Source organism: Flagellimonas sp. (assembly GCF_965601775.1).
Classification (GTDB): Bacteria; Bacteroidota; Bacteroidia; order Flavobacteriales; family Flavobacteriaceae; genus Flagellimonas.
The window spans coordinates 3,323,788-3,341,304 of record NZ_OZ271837.1; the positions used below are offsets into that span (position 1 = coordinate 3,323,788).

The 17,517-nt window shown below is 40.0% G+C and carries 19 protein-coding genes and 1 tRNA gene; 4 read left to right on the top strand and 16 right to left on the bottom strand.

Annotated elements, in window-relative coordinates:
• Positions 1 to 14 precede the first annotated feature (14 nt).
• The 7 genes from ACSLUF_RS15310 to ACSLUF_RS15340 form a co-directional block, all read right to left on the bottom strand.
• Positions 15 to 2,135 carry a peptidylprolyl isomerase gene (locus ACSLUF_RS15310; RefSeq protein ID WP_435623527.1) on the bottom strand — a complete coding sequence of 707 codons (2,121 nt, stop codon included), beginning with the start codon at positions 2,133 to 2,135 and terminating at the stop codon, positions 15 to 17.
• A gap of 82 nt (positions 2,136 to 2,217) precedes the next feature.
• Positions 2,218 to 3,507 carry a hemolysin family protein gene (locus tag ACSLUF_RS15315; protein WP_435623528.1) on the bottom strand — a complete coding sequence of 430 codons (1,290 nt, stop codon included), beginning with the start codon at positions 3,505 to 3,507 and terminating at the stop codon, positions 2,218 to 2,220.
• 18 nt (positions 3,508 to 3,525) lie between these two features.
• Positions 3,526 to 3,726: a hypothetical protein gene (locus ACSLUF_RS15320; RefSeq protein WP_435623529.1), complete on the bottom strand. Its 201-nt coding sequence runs from the start codon at positions 3,724 to 3,726 to the stop codon at positions 3,526 to 3,528.
• Entirely contained in the window at positions 3,726 to 4,310 is a 585-nt protein-coding gene (gene lptC / locus ACSLUF_RS15325; protein ID WP_435623530.1) for an LPS export ABC transporter periplasmic protein LptC, read from the bottom strand. Before lptC ends, ACSLUF_RS15320 begins: the two co-directional genes overlap by 1 nt.
• A gap of 22 nt (positions 4,311 to 4,332) precedes the next feature.
• Entirely contained in the window at positions 4,333 to 5,706 is a 1,374-nt protein-coding gene (locus ACSLUF_RS15330; protein WP_435623531.1) for a tetratricopeptide repeat protein, read from the bottom strand.
• Between the two features lie 40 nt (positions 5,707 to 5,746).
• Entirely contained in the window at positions 5,747 to 7,012 is a 1,266-nt protein-coding gene (locus ACSLUF_RS15335) for a hypothetical protein (protein WP_435623532.1), read from the bottom strand.
• The gene (locus ACSLUF_RS15340) at positions 7,013 to 7,741 is read right to left on the bottom strand and encodes a type III pantothenate kinase (RefSeq protein ID WP_435623533.1); all 729 of its coding nucleotides are present in this window, start codon (positions 7,739 to 7,741) and stop codon (positions 7,013 to 7,015) included. It lies immediately after the preceding gene.
• A gap of 108 nt (positions 7,742 to 7,849) precedes the next feature.
• Between ACSLUF_RS15340 and ACSLUF_RS15345 the strand changes: the two genes are divergently transcribed.
• A tRNA-Phe gene (locus ACSLUF_RS15345) sits at positions 7,850 to 7,922 on the top strand.
• A 156-nt stretch (positions 7,923 to 8,078) separates the two neighbouring features.
• Here the strand turns inward: ACSLUF_RS15345 and ACSLUF_RS15350 are convergent.
• From ACSLUF_RS15350 to ACSLUF_RS15365, 4 genes are read right to left on the bottom strand one after another with little or no spacing between them, the layout of a single operon-like run.
• Entirely contained in the window at positions 8,079 to 8,858 is a 780-nt protein-coding gene (locus ACSLUF_RS15350) for a LytR/AlgR family response regulator transcription factor (protein WP_435623534.1), read from the bottom strand.
• Positions 8,855 to 9,931 (bottom strand): sensor histidine kinase, encoded by a 1,077-nt coding sequence (locus ACSLUF_RS15355; RefSeq protein ID WP_435623535.1) that lies wholly within the window; start codon positions 9,929 to 9,931, stop codon positions 8,855 to 8,857. Before ACSLUF_RS15355 ends, ACSLUF_RS15350 begins: the two co-directional genes overlap by 4 nt.
• A gap of 23 nt (positions 9,932 to 9,954) precedes the next feature.
• Positions 9,955 to 10,464, bottom strand: a complete 510-nt coding sequence (locus ACSLUF_RS15360; RefSeq protein WP_435623536.1) for a DOMON domain-containing protein — start codon at positions 10,462 to 10,464, stop codon at positions 9,955 to 9,957.
• A 3-nt stretch (positions 10,465 to 10,467) separates the two neighbouring features.
• The gene (locus ACSLUF_RS15365; RefSeq protein ID WP_435623537.1) at positions 10,468 to 10,899 is read right to left on the bottom strand and encodes a nuclear transport factor 2 family protein; all 432 of its coding nucleotides are present in this window, start codon (positions 10,897 to 10,899) and stop codon (positions 10,468 to 10,470) included.
• On the opposite strand from ACSLUF_RS15365, the gene ACSLUF_RS15370 reads away from it, so the two are divergent.
• Both ACSLUF_RS15370 and ACSLUF_RS15375 read left to right on the top strand, forming a co-directional pair.
• Positions 10,898 to 11,056, top strand: a complete 159-nt coding sequence (locus ACSLUF_RS15370; RefSeq protein WP_435623538.1) for a hypothetical protein — start codon at positions 10,898 to 10,900, stop codon at positions 11,054 to 11,056. The genes ACSLUF_RS15365 and ACSLUF_RS15370 overlap by 2 nt on opposite strands.
• Positions 11,057 to 11,310: 254 nt before the next feature.
• Positions 11,311 to 12,156 carry a DUF5694 domain-containing protein gene (locus ACSLUF_RS15375; RefSeq protein WP_435623539.1) on the top strand — a complete coding sequence of 282 codons (846 nt, stop codon included), beginning with the start codon at positions 11,311 to 11,313 and terminating at the stop codon, positions 12,154 to 12,156.
• 70 nt (positions 12,157 to 12,226) lie between these two features.
• On the opposite strand, the gene ACSLUF_RS15380 is transcribed toward ACSLUF_RS15375, so the two are convergent.
• On the bottom strand, positions 12,227 to 12,784 hold the full coding sequence (locus tag ACSLUF_RS15380) for a hypothetical protein (protein WP_435623540.1): 558 nt from the start codon (positions 12,782 to 12,784) through the stop codon (positions 12,227 to 12,229).
• A 40-nt stretch (positions 12,785 to 12,824) separates the two neighbouring features.
• Positions 12,825 to 13,025, bottom strand: a complete 201-nt coding sequence (locus tag ACSLUF_RS15385; RefSeq protein ID WP_435623541.1) for a hypothetical protein — start codon at positions 13,023 to 13,025, stop codon at positions 12,825 to 12,827.
• 701 nt (positions 13,026 to 13,726) lie between these two features.
• On the opposite strand from ACSLUF_RS15385, the gene ACSLUF_RS15390 reads away from it, so the two are divergent.
• Positions 13,727 to 13,954, top strand: coding sequence for a hypothetical protein (locus ACSLUF_RS15390; protein WP_435623542.1), 228 nt, complete (start codon positions 13,727 to 13,729; stop codon positions 13,952 to 13,954).
• Positions 13,955 to 13,963: 9 nt separating this feature from the next.
• On the opposite strand, the gene ACSLUF_RS15395 is transcribed toward ACSLUF_RS15390, so the two are convergent.
• The 3 genes from ACSLUF_RS15395 to ACSLUF_RS15405 form a co-directional block, all read right to left on the bottom strand.
• Positions 13,964 to 14,416, bottom strand: a complete 453-nt coding sequence (locus tag ACSLUF_RS15395; protein WP_435623543.1) for a DoxX family membrane protein — start codon at positions 14,414 to 14,416, stop codon at positions 13,964 to 13,966.
• Positions 14,417 to 14,847: 431 nt separating this feature from the next.
• Positions 14,848 to 15,840 carry a type I glyceraldehyde-3-phosphate dehydrogenase gene (gene gap, locus ACSLUF_RS15400; protein WP_435623544.1) on the bottom strand — a complete coding sequence of 331 codons (993 nt, stop codon included), beginning with the start codon at positions 15,838 to 15,840 and terminating at the stop codon, positions 14,848 to 14,850.
• A gap of 122 nt (positions 15,841 to 15,962) precedes the next feature.
• Positions 15,963 to 17,513, bottom strand: a complete 1,551-nt coding sequence (locus tag ACSLUF_RS15405; protein ID WP_435623545.1) for a glycoside hydrolase family 32 protein — start codon at positions 17,511 to 17,513, stop codon at positions 15,963 to 15,965.
• Between the last annotated feature and the right edge of the window lie 4 nt (positions 17,514 to 17,517).

Sequence of the window (17,517 nt, forward strand, 5' to 3'; positions counted from 1 at the left end):
GAAATTTTTTCTTTTTAGTAGAAGGTTGCTCGGTTGTCCTCAATCTCGGCGCCTTCTTTTATCGCATTAAAAACATCTCCATTCACTCTATTGGATGAATTTGTTTTTAAGGTCTGCGCATAGGTGGAAAAGTTTTCCAATTCCGGAGCGGCTTCTTTTTTGATTACTTTAACCATGAAAATACCCGATTCCCCTTCAATAAGTCCCGAAGTCTCATCTTGGTTCAACGTAAATGCCGTTCCAACCACTAAAGGTTCCCGTCCTGCACCAGGTAAAGTAGGTGATTTCATGGTTAGGGCCGTAGCGGTGGACGCAACCACTCCATTATCCTGTGCCATGGCTTCCATGCTCTTCCCTTGGTTGATACTCAACAACTGTGCTGCCTTGCGTTCTTTTCTGATTTTTGGCAAAGCAGTGGCAGAAGCATCCTCCGGACTCATTACGCCTTCCTTATATTTCTTGGTCAATTGCACCACGGCATATCCATTATTCACATTGAAACGTTTAATGTCACCTACTTCGGTATCGTCATTAAACGCCCATTGTACAATCCCCCGTTGGCTGGACAAGCCTGGAAGGTTTTCATCCAACTCCTTTATTTTGTTTACAGGTCTTACAGAATATCCACTTTCACTTGCAATATTGGAAAAAGATTCCGCCTCTGCATCCAACGAAGCCATCTCGAATTTGGTGGCATCCGTAAATAAGGTGTTAATGGTCTCCTCAGAAGGTTCAACCTCTCTAGATAAAGTAGCTACTTGAATTATATCTTGCTTATCATCAATTTTAATGATGTGAAAACCAAACTGGGTCTCAACCAAGCCTATGGTTCCTGTGTCATTTCCAAAACAGAAATCGTTGAACTCATCCGCCATAATGCCTTCTTGGAAATATCCTAAATCACCACCTCTAGGGGCTGAAGGTCCATCTGAGTTATCTCGAGCCAAAGCTGTAAACTGGGCTCCTTCTTCTTGGGCATCAGCCAAAAGCTCTTTGGCTTTAGCTTCAGCTTCCTCTTTTGTTCTCTTAATCGTCGGATTGGCACGTTCAGCACCTTCGTATGTAATCAGAATGTGACTCGCCTTAACCGAGCCATCCTTTTTCTTATCTACTACTTTGCTTAACTTGAAGAAATTACCATCTCTATAAGGACCATGAATTTCACCAATATTCATGGCAAGCAAAGTATCAGCGGAAATTGAAGGCAAATCTTTTTTCGCTTTATACAGGGTATCAAACTTAGTATCTGAATTCCTATCCAAAAAAGCGGCTAAATCAGTTGTATTGCGAAATCCAGGAATAGTATCTGTGGTGTTCGTCTCTTCGATATACTCCACAGAATCACCCAAAAGGGCAATCAACTCATCAACTTTTACTTTTTCATCGGCAGCAGAAGCCTTTTCCTCAAAATAAACGAATCGGATGTCCCTAGCTCTTTCCTGCTTGTACTCATCCTCATGTTCCTTTATATATGCTGCTATCTCATCTTTGGAGACCTGAATGGTACTATCTGCAATTGCGGTATATGGCACCCTTACATATTGGATGTCCACCTTGTCGTTGGCCATTTTGTAGTCAAACTCGCCCTCGGCCAAAGTAGCACCCACACCCCCTTTGATGAGGTTGAAATAAATTTGCTCTTTTGCCGATTGGATGATGATTTGCTCTATGTCCAACCAATCGTCATAACGTACTGGGTTGTTTATTCTCCAATCAGCTATAGCACTTCGGAAAACTTCTTCATTGAACACTCCATTTTCATCCAGAAAATCAGGAATTTGAGCATATCCAGAAGTTCTAACAAACTCCACAATCTGATCGCTTTCCACATTGATTCCCAAATCCTCAAATTGTTGCCCCAACAAGGATTTTCTTACTTGTTGGTCGTATACCGTGTTTACCAACTGGGATGACGGGAAGCTTGGTCCGAATCTGCGAGAAGCCTTTTCCACTTCTCTTCTAAAATCGTCTATGGAAATACTTTCGCCGTTGACTTCAGCTACTGCTGAACCTACTTTTGCCCCTCCAAAATCATTGCTGGTAAATACGCCTGAGATTACAAATGCGAACAAGGCCATACCGATAATCAAAATGAGTACGGTTGTCCTTTTCCTAATGTTCTCCAATATTGCCATTCTTCGCTTGTTTTCTATATTTCAGTGGGCGAAAATACCATTTTCTTTTCAATTTAGAAAGCTTGAAAAAGGAGGTAATGTGTTAATCTTCAACGAGCACCTGCACTGTAACCAAATCGATTTTCGTGTCGGACACTTCAAGGATGTGAAAAACAAAGTTATCCATCTTAATTTCGGAATCTTGCTCGGGAATTTCGGCAATCCCATTCATAATCAGTCCGCCCAAAGTTTCATATTCTTCGCTTTCTGGAAGTTCCAATTTGTAGTTTTCATTGATGTAATCGACTTCCAAACGTGCCGAAAATTTATATACATTTTCACTCAATTGTTCTTCGAAGAGGTCTGTAGAGTCATGTTCATCCTCTATTTCTCCAAAGAGCTCTTCAATAATGTCCTCGACCGTCATGATTCCCGCAGTACCCCCATATTCATCCAGAACAACGGCCATACTTTTACGTTTTTTGGTGAGTACATTCAAAATATCCTGAATAAGCATGGTTTCCGGAACATATTCCACAGGCAATAAAATGCTCTTTATGGTTTTTGGTTTTTTAAAGAGCTCATAGGAGTGTACATAACCAATAATCTCATCTATATTCTCTTTATAAACCAATATTTTGGAGTATCCGGTTTCCGTGAACAACTTGGTCAAGTTTTTTGGGCTTTCATCCAAATCCACCGCGGTTATTTCCGTCCTTGGTACCATAACCTCCCGAGCTTTTACCGTAGAAAACTCCAAGGCATTCTGGAAAATTTGTATTTCGGAGTCCACCTCATCTTCTTCCTCAACCGCCTCCATTTGTTCTGTGATATAATCTCCCAATTCCATTTTGGTAAATGCCAACTGTACTTCATCCCCTTCTGTTTTAAAAAATACTTTTAATATAAAATCAGAAATCTTAATCACCATCCAAGAGAAAAGAGAAAACAGCAAATAGAAAAAGTATGCGGGTATGGCAAAGACCTTCAGCAAGGTGTTGGAGTAGATTTGGAAAAAAACTTTTGGCAAAAATTCAGCTGTGATTAAAATGATGAAAGTTGAAATCACAGTTTGGCTGAGCAGACTAAAATCGGTCAAAAGAGAATCCAAAAACTGATTTTGTGTGGGCATTAGCGTTTGAAACCAATCCACAAGCAAATCGCCCATAAAAAATCCATAGATAACCAGAGCAATATTGTTGCCAATAAGCATGGTCGCTATGAACTTGGATGGCTTGAGAGTCAGCCATCCCAATACCTTGGCAAAAAACCCTTCTTGCATTTTTTCCAATTCGATGTGTATCTTATTGGCTGAGACAAAAGCAATTTCCATCCCGGAAAAAAATGCCGAGAACACCAGTGCCAGGATGATTATCAATATGGGTGTATCCATATCAGAAAGATAAACACTCTATTTATTGTTCCTTTTCCGTTCCTCAAACTTTTTGTAGTAGTGTCTTCTGAAAAAGAACATAAAAGCGGTGATTACGGCCAAAAAGATGAAAATATATGCGCGGTTTCTATCGGTTTCCCAAAAGTTAAATGCCATATATGTGGAAAGTATGGCAATTACCAGATTGATATATATGGTGTATTTCAAATATTTTTCCATTAGTTCTCTTCTTCTTTGATAGTCATAAGCCCGTACGTTTTATGGGCCTTAAAAAAGCTAAAATCCCTATTGAAATCCATACCCTCACCGTCCATAATGGTTCCATCGGCAGGATTGGTATAGGTAAATTCGGCTTCAGTAAAAATCCAGTTGTTTTTACGGTCAAAATACAATTGGGGAGCTTCCAATTTTTTTCCATCGTGGGTTTCTATCACCACATTGCCCCTTAAATCGATTAAACTGGTTTGGGAGTAAATTATGCCGTAATCGGCAGTGACAACACTTTTTTGATTTTTTTCGTCAAAAAAATCCACTTGAAGTCCCTTAGGAAAAGTTTTATACTTAAAAAACTGATTATCAAAATCCTCGGTCATTGGACTGGTTAGAATAGCCAAAACCCTGGTGTGGGACTCATCTTCTGTACCTACCTCCTCATCCGTCCCCGTGTAGGTAAGGGTATAATCATAGGCCACTCCTTGAGGGAAAACTGGTTTTATCGCTTCTTCCCCCACACGTTCATAATCGTCACCACAGGATATAAAAAGGATTGCCACGGTAAAAACCGTGGCAAAACATTTATACATATTTTCAGAAATTGATATCACCTTATAGGTTGGGCACTTTTACGCTACCTCCTACCCAGCAATTGAAAGTCACTGTTTTACCAGCCATTGCTGCGCTAAAAATCATTTCTTTAGTAGGTGCCTTCGCAGAATAACTAGCTGCAGATTTATTTGCCCTACCACTCAAGGAAGGATCAACCCTACCTGCCTTTCTAGCCATTTCAGCGGCTTTCCAATAAATTGCTCTCTTCTCAAAAGGAGTGCTTCCGCATGCATTGGCACTTCCTGCATAAAGACTGGCAATCAACAGATACGCCTTTCCATTGGCAGGATTGGCATTAATCGCTTTCTGTGCATAGTTTCTTGCCTGGGATTTGCTACTTCTTCTTACCGTGGTCGCAATCTTATATAAAATATTTGATTTTCTATACGAATCTGTCTCCAACTCAACTGCTTTATTAAAGTCGGCAATAGCTCCTTTGTTGTCACCGGCTTTCTGCTTCAAGGTACCTCCGTATAGATAGGCATCTGCAGAAGGGTCCAATGCAAGTTGCGCTTCAAACAGCTTTCGGAACATAGGATCATCCGTACATTCTTTGGAGAACATTCTACCCACAGCTCTCTTTACCCAATTTACATCGGTTTTCTTTTCTTCGAAACTCTTCTCATATAAAGGTATTAGGTTACCACAATCGGCCAGAGCTCCCAATTTGGAGTCAATGCTTGAGGCAATCTTACCGTATGATTCAGAATTGGTAGTATACGCTTTAAGACGTCTTTTTTCTTTGGTAGTCAATGCAGTGCCTGCATCTTCCTTTGCCAAAAGCTTTTGTAAGGAATTGGTCAACTTTTTGTTTTCCTCCTCAACTTTTTCAGTTACATCATCATATACATCAAAAACTTCTTGAAGCTCTTTCTTGCCTTCCCCGTGCAAATCAACCAAACTAGAGAAGTATAGGTAGAGTGCTTTTGGGTTTTTAAAGTTTTTGCGATCCTCCTTAAAAGCTGCTCCCAATTCATTATAAATATCACCGTCGGAAATCATCTTGTTGTCGAATCTTAACAACACTTTATCGATAACAACTTCAGCTTTAGGATATTTATCTGGGAAGTACTTTAAGCTGTTGTCATATAATTCCAAACAATCCTGAATGAAACCATCCTTATCTGAGCCAGAGGTATTTTTTATCTTGTGCTTAAGGATTCTTTCCCCATAGGAAAAGTTTGCCTTATTGATATCAGGGCAACTCTCATAGACCATTTTCCATGGTTCATAAGCTGCATCGTAATTTTTAACTTTGGCGTGTTCTGCGTAAATGGAAAGATTGGTCATGCACTCTGGATTTTGTGCTTGAGCCATACTTAAACCCATCGCCATGAGACCCGCAAACATCGTTAAGTAGAGTTTCTTCTTCATCTTACTAATTTTAAAGCGGTTAATGTACTAATTTTTTTTGTTAATCTATTCTTCTTTTCTTGAACCATCTGTCATTTAACGAAAGTCCAATGCTGATATTCAGATAATTTTCTTCAATCAAATTGGCCCTTGTTGTTCCTCTTCTTCCGAGTTCAAATCCCAAATTTAAATTGGAAAAAGAATTGGGCAACGGTAAACCAAGGCCAAAAGTTATGCCAAAGTCATTAATCTCCCTTCCATTAACTACCAAACCTGTTACGTCATATCTAAGTCCCGCGCGGTAATTTATCCTCTTAAAATAGCTCGTGAATGATTTATAGTCTGGTATAAAATACCCTCCAAAGGCAATCTTGCTTGCATCTTGATAGGTAACATTATCCAAACCTAGAAAGTCGTTGCTGAAGTCGCTAAACTGCTGAATGCTATATTCCCCTCCGAAAAACCATTTCTTATCCTGACCTATTCCTAGACCCAATGTATATCGTGTGGGTATCTTGAGCTCTGTATTTCTGAGGTTAACGGCATCCAGATTTACATCAATTACCTCAATATCTTGTCCATTTACCAAGGAAAAAGACCCTAATTCTTCGGTGTTCTCTGAAGTAAGGTTGGCTTGGGTATTGATAAGTAAAGAAGTGTAAAGTTTATATTTCTCTCCAATGTTTGGGGTGTAGTTCAACGCGTAGTTAATATCAAATCCGTTAATTCTTGATTCCCGTCGGTCCAATGTCCCAAATTGGACATCTTCCACACTCTGAATCCTCTGATATTCTAATCGGCCAAAATTGAAGTTAGCTGTTGCTCCAATACTAATATTTTTGATAGGTTCCCAACCCATAGAAACGAAAACCCGGTTTAATCCGCCTTCACCTGCAAAAATATTGGAAACTTCTTCTCCTTGGGCATTCGTGGTTATATCTTCAAGGTTGTATCCCACTGAAGTAAAGGGCCTAAGACCAAAACCTACCCCGGCATTGGAAGTTATCGGGAAACCTATGGCCAGATATTCCAAATTGGTAACTGAGGTATTCTGTTCTTGGGTAAAATCCTCCAAGCGGAACTCGGTATGGGATACAGCAGCAGTATAGGCGGTCAATCTAAGTTTGGAGTAAGCAGCAGGATTCTGAAAGTTAAGGTGGATACTATCCCCATGCATACTAATTCCTCCCATCATTCGGTTATCTACCGAACTGTTATTTCTGAGGTCTCCTATTCCAAAGGATGAATATGGTGATATGGTTCCGTTTTGTGCAAAAAGGCCATGCGCGGCCATGCAAATACATGCAATCAGAAATTTCTTTACCATCTAGCTTTTGTTGTATTCCAGCAAGCAATTAAGCCCCTCCACGAGAAATTTAGAGTTCGCAAATATGGAATTTTTTAGCCGTTTGACAAAAAATTGAGAGTCGCCACCTGTTAAAATAACTGTTAAATCTTGAAAACGAGCATGGTACTGATCAATAGTGCCGTCCAATTCATTGACCAAACCATTAATTACTCCACTGTGCATGCAGCTTTCAGTAGAATTTCCTACAAAGTCCAAAAAATCTTCTGGGGTAAGTAAAGGTAGTTTTTCTGTTTGCGAATGCATGGCCTTGTACCGCATATGAAATCCAGGTGAAATAGCGCCACCAATATATTCCCCTGCATCGTTTATCATGTCGTAGGTTACGCAAGTCCCCATATCGATGACTAAAACATTTTTTCTTGGGTACTGATAAAAGGCTCCAGTGGCCAGAGCTATCCGGTCCATTCCCAAGGTATGGGGTGTCGCGTAGCTATTTTTAAAAGGGACTTTGGAGGTATGTGAAAGCACGTGCACCTTGCAAAAAAGGGCCAAAATCTCCTTTTCCCTATTTTCCAACTTGCCCACTGAAGAAATCAAAGCATGTTCTACTTTAGGGTAGTTTTCAAAAATATCCTTGACTTTGGAAAGGAACAGAGTGGACTCCGAAGTTTCTAGTTGCAAAAGTCTTCGATTCTCAAACACGGCATACTTAGTGAGGCTGTTCCCTATGTCAATAACAAGGTTCATAAAACAAAGATGGCGAATTCTAAAAAACCGCCTCCTTTTTTCGTGTTTTTGTTTGTATATCCTAATTTTGAAATTATATTTGCACCCGCCTTTACAAAAGGCATGCAAGGTACCTTAGCTCAGTTGGTAGAGCAACGGACTGAAAATCCGTGTGTCCCTGGTTCGATTCCTGGAGGTACCACATAAAACCCGGCAATTTGCTGGGTTTTTTGTTTTTCATAGAGTCTTCAAGAGGGTGCTTCGAAGAAACTCCAAAAGAGAAGCTTACATTCCGGTAATACTAAAATTTGAGGGCTTTGGAACTGTTTCCTACTACTCCTTTGCGCCAACTACACCCTTATTCAAAGTTCATTTTCTCTTTAAACTCCTGCTTACGATTAGCGGAGATTTTCACCTTTTTACCATTCGTCAGTATTGCCAAGCTTAGGTGTTTATCAACAGTTTCTATAGCCGAAACACAATCTAAATTGACAATAAAAGAGCGATGTGTCCTAAAAAAAGTATTCGGATTCAAGGACTTTTCCAATTTATCCATGGATTCACGAACGGTAAACTTTTTGGTCTGGGTATAAACCTCCACATACTGGTCCGCTGATTCAATATATACCACCTCATCAACCGGTATGAAAGTAGTTACACCAACAGATTTAACGGCAATTCGGTTTATAAATACTGAATCGGTATTTCGCTCATCATTCCGAGATAACGCGAAAAGTAATTCTTTAAAGTTCTCATGGATGTTTACCAAACGATCTTTCTCAATCATATCAATAGCCTTATCAAGGGCTTTTTGAACCCGTTCAAAAGTGTAAGGTTTTAAGATATAATCAATTGCATTTTGTTCAAAGGCATCAACGGCGTATTGATTATAAGCAGTAACGAAAATAATATAGGGATAAGGTGGACTGCACTGGGCTAAGACATCAACACCGCTCATTTCTGGCATTTCTACATCAAGAAAAACAATTTCTGGGGATTCTGAGCGTATGGTTTTCAAAGCCTCCTTTCCGTTACTGTCCGCTTCCAAAAGCTGAAGTTGACTGAACCGCCCCAAGTGGAGCAAGAGCCTTTTTTGTGCTTCCAATTCGTCATCCACGACCAATACCTTGTATTTCATAGCATCTGTTTGGTAGGTATTTGTATTTCGACCATGACCCCATCATTTACCGAAAACAATTCAAAATGTGCTTTGTTACCGTATAACTTTTCAAGTCGCTTCGTAGTATTTTCAAGTCCTATCCCCTTTTTTCTCAGCTGTTCGTGATTAAGCCCTGGTCCTTCATTGTACACAAAAAGCCTAAGCTTGTAATCTTTTTGTTCACTGCCAACCTCAATCCTATTGGCTTCCTTGCTTTTCGAAATACCATGTTTTATGGCATTTTCGACCAGGGGCTGAAGTATGAAGCTAGGAACCATCACCTGCCCATGCCCTTTATCGGAACGGATAAGAACATCCAATTCCTTGTTCCGAAACTGCTCTATTTCAAGGTATTTTTTGATATTGTCCAATTCTTTATGCAACGGAATCAATTTGTGTTTGGATTCTTCCAGGACTATCCTCAAAAAGTCGCCTAAACGTATCAGCATGCCAGATGCCACATCATTCTTTCCTTGCTCTATGGTGCTTACTACATTGTTAATAGTATTAAACAAAAAGTGTGGGGAGAGTTGTGCTTTTAGCATATCCAGTTCACTTTTGAATAGTGCACGCTCCAAAGCAATCGATTCCTGTTGTTTCTGCTTGAGCTCTTTTTGGTATTGTATGGCATGTGCCAAACCAATAATGGCCATATAAATAAAGAAGTGCCAATGAAAAAGGTTAAGAAAGAATATCTTAAAGTAGGCAGTAAATGTTGGCCAACTGAATGCACCTATCCCGAAGAAGTTCCAAACAATGGAATACATCGCCAGATATGCCAAGACAATTAGTACTGCAAAGACAATATGAATCAACAGCCCTCTATAGTAGGTCTGCTTATCAATCCTGAACCGCTTTCCTAACCAAAATATCAACGGACTTAATCCTCCCCAAATGTTCCAGACCACAAATTGGACAAGGAACAGCTTTCCCCAAGAATCCGTTCCGTTGGCCTCCAGTGTTTTCAGGTACAATAGGGTGCTGGTAAAAAGCGCTGCCACCACCCATATGAGGTAAATCGCGATTTTGGTTCTGTTCAACTTTGGAATCATTTAAGAAAGGTACAAATGGAAATTTAATCCTTATGGATTACAAAAGGAATATGTTTTCGTACTCTCGAATGGTGCTCAAAATCATCATCGACAGAGTACGCCAGTATAAGCCAAGCTTGCCCATCAAGTTGATGTACAAAATCATTTCTATCTCCAGAATCCAAGGGGATGGAAAAGGTTATGGAGGTATAGGTATTTCGTTCTGCTCCGTCCAGTATGGTTATGGTGTTTTTGCCACCATTTTTTTCATCCTGTACTGGGTTCCCCACCCCTTTAACAAACAAATCGGTACATGAAGCGGTACCAGCAATGATGTTGAAAAGCAACAAATCACTCCCAACAATCGAATTTTTGTTATTGAACCCCACTCCAACCCAACCGTTGGTCGGTGCCTCCAACTTGCATACCAAGGAGTCTCTGACAACGTCATAAGTAAATGAGATATCCGAAACTTTAGAAACTTGCTGACCATAAAGGCCAGCAAATCCATAAAAACTAAAGGCCAAAACCGAAAGCACTTGAAAACCCTTCACGTCTTAGACTCCATTTATTTCGGCTGTAATACCTACAATCTCCCATTTCCCTTTTGCCGACTTGGCCATGGATAGCTGGTATAGAAAATCATATTCTTCACTCACCGCATTCAACACGACTACTGCCAAATTGTTTCCAAGAAATTCCGCATGGCGATAGGTGATTTTTCTAGGTTTTCCTCCTAACTTTTTTTCGTTCACCATCTTGATGTAATCCTGTGCAGAAAAAGTGCTCAACTTCCCCCCAATAAGAACATATTGAAGCGATTTTGGCTCCAGAACATCTTCCAATAGTCTTCCATCATTTACATCGGCACCTTTAATGAATTGAGCCGCAATTTTCTTAATTTTCACTTCTGATTCTTGTGCATTAGCTGTTGTTGCAAAAACAACCGTACATAATAATACACTGCATACTAAATTTTTAATTATCATGGCTTTGTTTTTAAAATTCGAAACAAACCTAGCCATGACTGTGGTTGAAGAAAAGTGCGAAGTTGGGAATAGGGGAATCCATGTTGGGAAAGTCACCATTCCCCATTTAGCGCTATTGTTCTTAGTCGATTTTCTGCTTCAAGAACAAAACAGATAAACCAATTAAGGCTGAGGAAACCAATAGGACCAACCATAAAGGACCGATACCCGGAAACTCCAATTGTTTTTTGGTATTCACTTCATTTTGTTTCCAGCTTACGACTAGCTGTTCATTGGATTCGTTTTTTTTGAATTCTTATTGGTTTACTTAGGTTTAAATGATAACTAAGAAAAAATGTGTATCAAAATTATTTTTTTGAAGATTTCCGTAACAATCTCCGCCAAGCTTCATCTTTCTTAAAACATCTGAAAATGAAAAACCTAACCACTATTCTATTCATTACCGCATTGGCTCAACTTTCCATTGCGCAAAACACCCCAACAAAAAAGACCAAGGCCGATTTTTTCCCCCAAGAACAGACCAAAGTGCTTGTAGTAGGTATGTTTCACTTGGACTATCCCGGATTGGACACGCACAAAACCAAGGACGACAACAAAATTGATGTGCTAAAAGAGCCCAAAAAAACAGAGGTTACAGAGCTTGTGGAGTACATCAAAAAATTTAAGCCCAATAAAATCATGATAGAAGCCAGAACAGATTGGAACCAGCGCTATCAAAAGTATAGAAAGGGCGAATACCGGGAAAAACGGGACGAACGCTACCAAGTGGCTCTGCGTGTGGCGCATGAAATGGATTTGGACAGCGTATATAGTGTAGATGCCAAAACCCTGCAGAGTGAGCTCTTTACCAAAGACTCCGTATTGGCCAAATCCTTAATAGAAAATATAGATTGGAAGGCTAGTGACCCCTATTTGGACAGTGCGTTTAAATGGTACGATTACCGGGAATCACAGGTGAAAAAAACACACATTCTCACTTATTTAAAAGAAATGAACTCCCGAGAGATGCACAATGCCAATTTTGGCCTCTACCTTACTGGACAAATGGCCGCCAAGGATTATGACGGTGCAGATAATTTTACCATTTGGTGGTATAACCGAAACGTGCGCATCTTCTCTAACATTCTGAGGCTTACCGAAGGCTCGCAAGACAGAATTTTAGTGGTGTTTGGTAACGGCCATGCGGCTATATTAAGGCAATTGTTTGAGGCCTCGCCCCAATACGAATTTGTGGAGTTTGATAGTTTGGAGGATTGAGAATTGCTGAAATCAACAAGCTTTAACGGGAAACTGGCCATTAAAAAAAGCATGAACTTGGGGCTAAAGCTCAATCATCAAGCTTGTGAAAGGTCTGAATAAGGCGTACCTCAAACTGTTTTGAACCTGTCTGTAGTTCTCTTTTCAATATTTGCCGGAGCGTATACTTTTCTTCTGCACTACAATCAAATTCATGAAGTACCTCAAGAGAATTGGCACTTTTTAAAATTTTGGCATAGTGCTCATTGTGTACCTCTACCACAAAATTGACCAGGGTATCCACATCTTTCTTCTTTGATTTTTCCAAAGCAGACCCAATTTTAATGACCATGTACTTGATGAAATAAATAGTGGCCAAAATGGTAATTACGAATATGGTGGTATACAGAAAATAATATTCATGCTGTATCCACTCCTCGTCTCTCCAGACATACATCAACTGCATGGAAAAAACAACAAGTGGGGAAACAAGAGACCATTTATACGGCTTAAAGAAAAATGCAACCACTAATAAGAGCACAGCTAATGTTTGACTAGTGGTCCATAAAAAAACATCCAAGTCGATGTAGTGTTTAAACTGATACTCAACATGGATGTCAAAATAACCGATAACCTTGTCAGCGTACATTATAAGTCCTGAAAGCAGAACCAGTAATGTTCCAACGGATTTATTTATTTTTCTTGGCAGTTCCTGGTTTCCTAATATTTTTTGGCGTAACCGTGCCAGTAGGTTTGATAATATCGAAAAGTTCTTGTTGACTGATTTCATTGTACATACTTTCTTCTTCTGCTACTGAAGTGGCCTCACAGGAAACCGCCATCAATGCAATACCAAAAATTAAAAACAACGTTTTGTTCGACTTTCTCATAATAAATTAGATTTAAGATTAGCGCCGAAAACCCAATTCAAGTGACGTATCCTGAAAAGAGGTTGAGGAAAGAAATAATCATGAAATCCTCACATAAAAAAAGTCCCGACAATTAAAAAATTAATAAAATGTATACCAAGATGACCCTTTTTATTACGGTCGTTTCTTGCAATGGATACTAAAAAATGAAGTTGATGAAAAGTAGAATGGCACAAAGGAGGTTACTAGCATACCAATCTAATTTCTGAATGGAAAGATAGAACAATTTTGTAAGAATTTGTTTAATTGTTTATAACTTTTTTTCTGTAATTCCAATACAGAAATGAGGTAAAGATTCAGTCTTCGTTTTGAAAATAGCAGCTCCAACAGGAATTTGTGATAGCTTGGAGGATTAAGAATCAATTTTGAGCTTTCCTTTTAAACAAATGCTACTACCTTTCAATAAAGATTTAGATATACCACACCTCAACACGACCTATACAATTTAAAAAAAAATTCAGAGGTGTCTTGGCATAGTCTGAAACGAAAAAGACAAAAATCGGATAGAAAACCTCATTTTCCTTTTGTAGTCGATGGACTACTTCTTAAGATTTTCATAAATCTATAAAATGAATGGTGCCATAACTTTTTTATATCAAACTAAGGTTTATATTTACCCAATCTAGATTAATTTTAAATAAACTGGATTAATTTTAAACAACATGACTGAGCAGTTATTACTACAAGCCGAAGAGTTTACCAGCAGAACTCTTAGCCATATGTCCACCAGCGACCGCGTTAAAGCTTCCCGAGAGGCTAAACAACTTATACTTTCCATCAACGAAATCTACAAGAAGACCAAAGATTCTAAACTTATGGACGTGATGAAAAGCATCACCGAGAAGAAAAGAAAAATAGAAAAGCGTCTTAAAGGTACTCCGTTGGTGTAAGCACACCGCTCACTTTATTATTTCTTTTTTTTGATAGCAGGTGCCGCCCAACACCAGCGCTGCAGAGATTATCATTATATTCTTAAGAATATACTGCCCAATGAGGGTGGGTTTTAGGTAGTTTCCTTCCTGAAAAGTTACCTCTGGTAGAAAAACAAAAGGCATAAAAGTGCCAAGCATTTGCAAAAACAACAATGCAATAGCAATTCGTGTGGTCTTTTTGAACAAAAAGGTAATCCCGATGACCACCTCCCACCAGCCAATTACCACCAACCAGGTATCCGGTGCGCCAAAGGGAAGCCATGCCACCGTATCCTTTAGCAGTTCACTTGCCGAAGAAAGTCCGAAAGGTTTTAAAATGCCAAACCAGAAAAAGATAATGGCAAAGGAAACACGCAATGCAGGAATTCCCCAACTGCACATGCGCTGTGCAATGGCTTGGTCAATCTTGTTGAAATCCATTTATTTTGGTTAAGGTCCAGCAATAGTAGCATTTTTTGGTTTCTAAACCATAACGCGCGACGGAATTTCCATTAGGGTCCAATTCCATTTATACTCTTTTTTTGACCAATTATGATCTTTCCCCTACGGAGAATAAAAAGCTAAAAGGAATGCCTAAGACTTTTTAGTAATTTCGAAAGGAAATCAAAATTCAACCTTTTTTAACCCATCCAAAAATGAACACTGTAGAAGAAAAAATAGGCTATGCTTTTTGGTATTTGATGGTGGCCTGTTCTGTTTTTGCACTCATCAACAGTTTGTACCATTACATGAACTAAAAAACGGCCCTTGGGCCATAAAGGAAGTCTCCAACCCCAAAGGGGTGTCTCATTTAATTAACAACCAACCAAAAAAGAAGGGAAACGTAAAGTCTCCCTTCTTTCTTTTATAGATTATCCTTTGATTTCCAATATCTGCCTCACCATCTGATTGGTAAATCCCCACTCGTTATCGTACCAGGTCATTACCTTGAGTAAATCTCCACCCACAACGCGAGTCATCCCCAAATCTACCGTAGAAGCATACGGACTCATAATGATGTCCGAAGACACAATAGGTTCATCCGTAGTGGCCAAAACATCTTTGTATCGATCAGTTTGGGCTTCCTCCTCCAAAATCTGGTTCACTTCTTCTGGGGTGACCTCTCTTTCGGTCACAAAGGTCATATCGGATATAGAACCCACCGGGACAGGAACCCGAATGGCTACCCCGTCAAATTTTCCAGCGTATTCCGGTAATGCTTTGGTAGTTGCAATTGCGGCACCCGTTGTAGTGGGAATCAAGTTTTGTGCTCCAGCCCTGCCCATTCTAAAATTCTTTTTGGATGGACCATCCACCATTCCCTGCGAAGCGGTATACGCATGTACCGTGGTCATTATCGCCTTTTTGATCCCTATTCTTCTACCCAGAACCTCAACCACCGGGCTGATGTTATTTGTGGTACAACTGGCACAGGAGAAAACACTGGTTTCACCATCAACTGAGTTCACTCCATGAACCACGGTTGGTGTGTCTACACTCTTGGTAGGTGCAGAAATGATTACTGTTTTGGCACCAGCTTTCAAATGTCTTTCTGCATCTTCACCATTGGTGAAAACACCCGTACTTTCTATGACCAAATCCACTCCATTTTCTCCCCAAGGTAAATCCTCAGGGTTTCTGATGGATGTGAACTGTATTTTGTTGCCATCCACGGTCAAAGAATCCTCGGTGTGGGTGACTTCTTTATCATACACCCCATACACCGTATCATATCTCAAAAGGTAGGCAATGTTCTCCGCAGGAACAATATCGTTGACTGCTACAACCTCCAGTCCGGGGGTATCGTTTATTACTTTTAATGCGGCCCGTCCAATACGGCCCATTCCGTTTATTCCAATTTTCATAGTGAATGTTCTTAGGTTTCTATTTTACGCTTGATTAGTCTGAAAATCAACCTGTAAATTACAAAGTTATGCCCGATAGATAACTATAGAAATGCAATGAAATGGTTAAGAATCTTAGGGCATTAATCCCAGATGGATTCCATTTTTTCTACAACCAAGTTTTCAATGGCAAACTCCTTGCTTTTGTTTTCGATAACCAGCTGATTGTAGGGGGTTGTCGGGAAAATTTGTTGGGTCATGGTGTATAGCCCATTATTAAGGAAAACCTCAATGGAAGACCAATCCACCAGAATGCGAACCTCGATGGGTCCATCCTCCAGGTTATCGATAGGCATAAAGTGCTTTTTGTTGCCGAATTCCGGTTGAAAATCCACTTTGCCTGAATTCATCCTATCCAAAAGAAACGCATTGTTGGCTTTATCCATGTTCAATTCCACGAACTCACCTTCACCGTTTTGCAATTTTATGCTGAAATCCCCGGACGAAGTAGTAAACGAAATCCGTGACTGTTGAAGACCATCTTGGTACAGGGTCTCCTCTTGAAGCGCTTCGACCTTTGGACCTCTGCTCAACACCGCTTTAGCCAAAACATTCAAATTTTCAAGAGGTTGGTTCGTAAGAAAATAGTCGTCGCCAATTTTCTTCAAAGCCAAACTTCGGGGCAAGGTCATGGCGCTACGCCAGTTTTCTGTCGGAGTGTCCCTGGCGTAATCCCAGTTGCTCATCCAACCGATAAATATCCGTTCTCCATTGGGCGTATTGTTGTAGGTAACCCCAGCATAATTATCGGTTCCATAGTCCAACCACTTTGCCTTTTTCTGGTCAGAAACAAATCGTTTTCCATCAAACTCGCCAATAAAATACTGGGTGCCACTACCTCCATTGGGGGCTCCTGGGTTGATGCTGATAATCAACACCCATTTTTGTTCCTCCTCTCCTTCAACAGATAACGGAAACAAATCCGGACATTCCCAGACCCCACCATGAGCGCCTTGTCTCTTTCCAAAATCGCTCAGGAATTTCCAATCTTTTAAATTGGACGAACTATAGAATTTGGCATGATCTCCCGCAACCAAAACCATTATCCATTTTTGGCCTTCTTCATGCCAAAATACCTTCGGGTCCCTAAAATCCCGAATCCCCGAATTCTTTATCACGGGGTTTGCTTCATATTTCGTCCAAGTTTCCCCATTATCCAAACTATAGGCGATACCTTGGGTTTGAAAATCATCCCTTCCGGATTTTTCCCCTTCCATGAGATGATACGTGAAGATGGCCACCAATGGGGTTTCTCCGTTCTGGGCAAATCCAGAGGTATTGTCCTTGTCCACAACAGCACTTCCAGAAAAAATAAGACCGTTTTCATCTGGGTATAGTGCAATGGGTTTGTGCTCCCAATACACCATATCTGTACTTACAGCATGCCCCCAATGCATAGGTCCCCAAACAATATCATCGGGATAGTACTGATAAAACAAATGATAAATTCCTTCATGATAGACTAATCCATTGGGGTCGTTCATCCATTTTTTTTCGGGAGTAAAATGAAACTGGGGACGGTACATTTCGGTATAGTCGCGAGGTGTAACTAGGTTCTTCTTTTCTAGCCGCTCTTTCTGTTTACAGGCAATAAACAAAGAAAGGGCAAAAAAAAGAATTGCTATGGGTTTCATGATT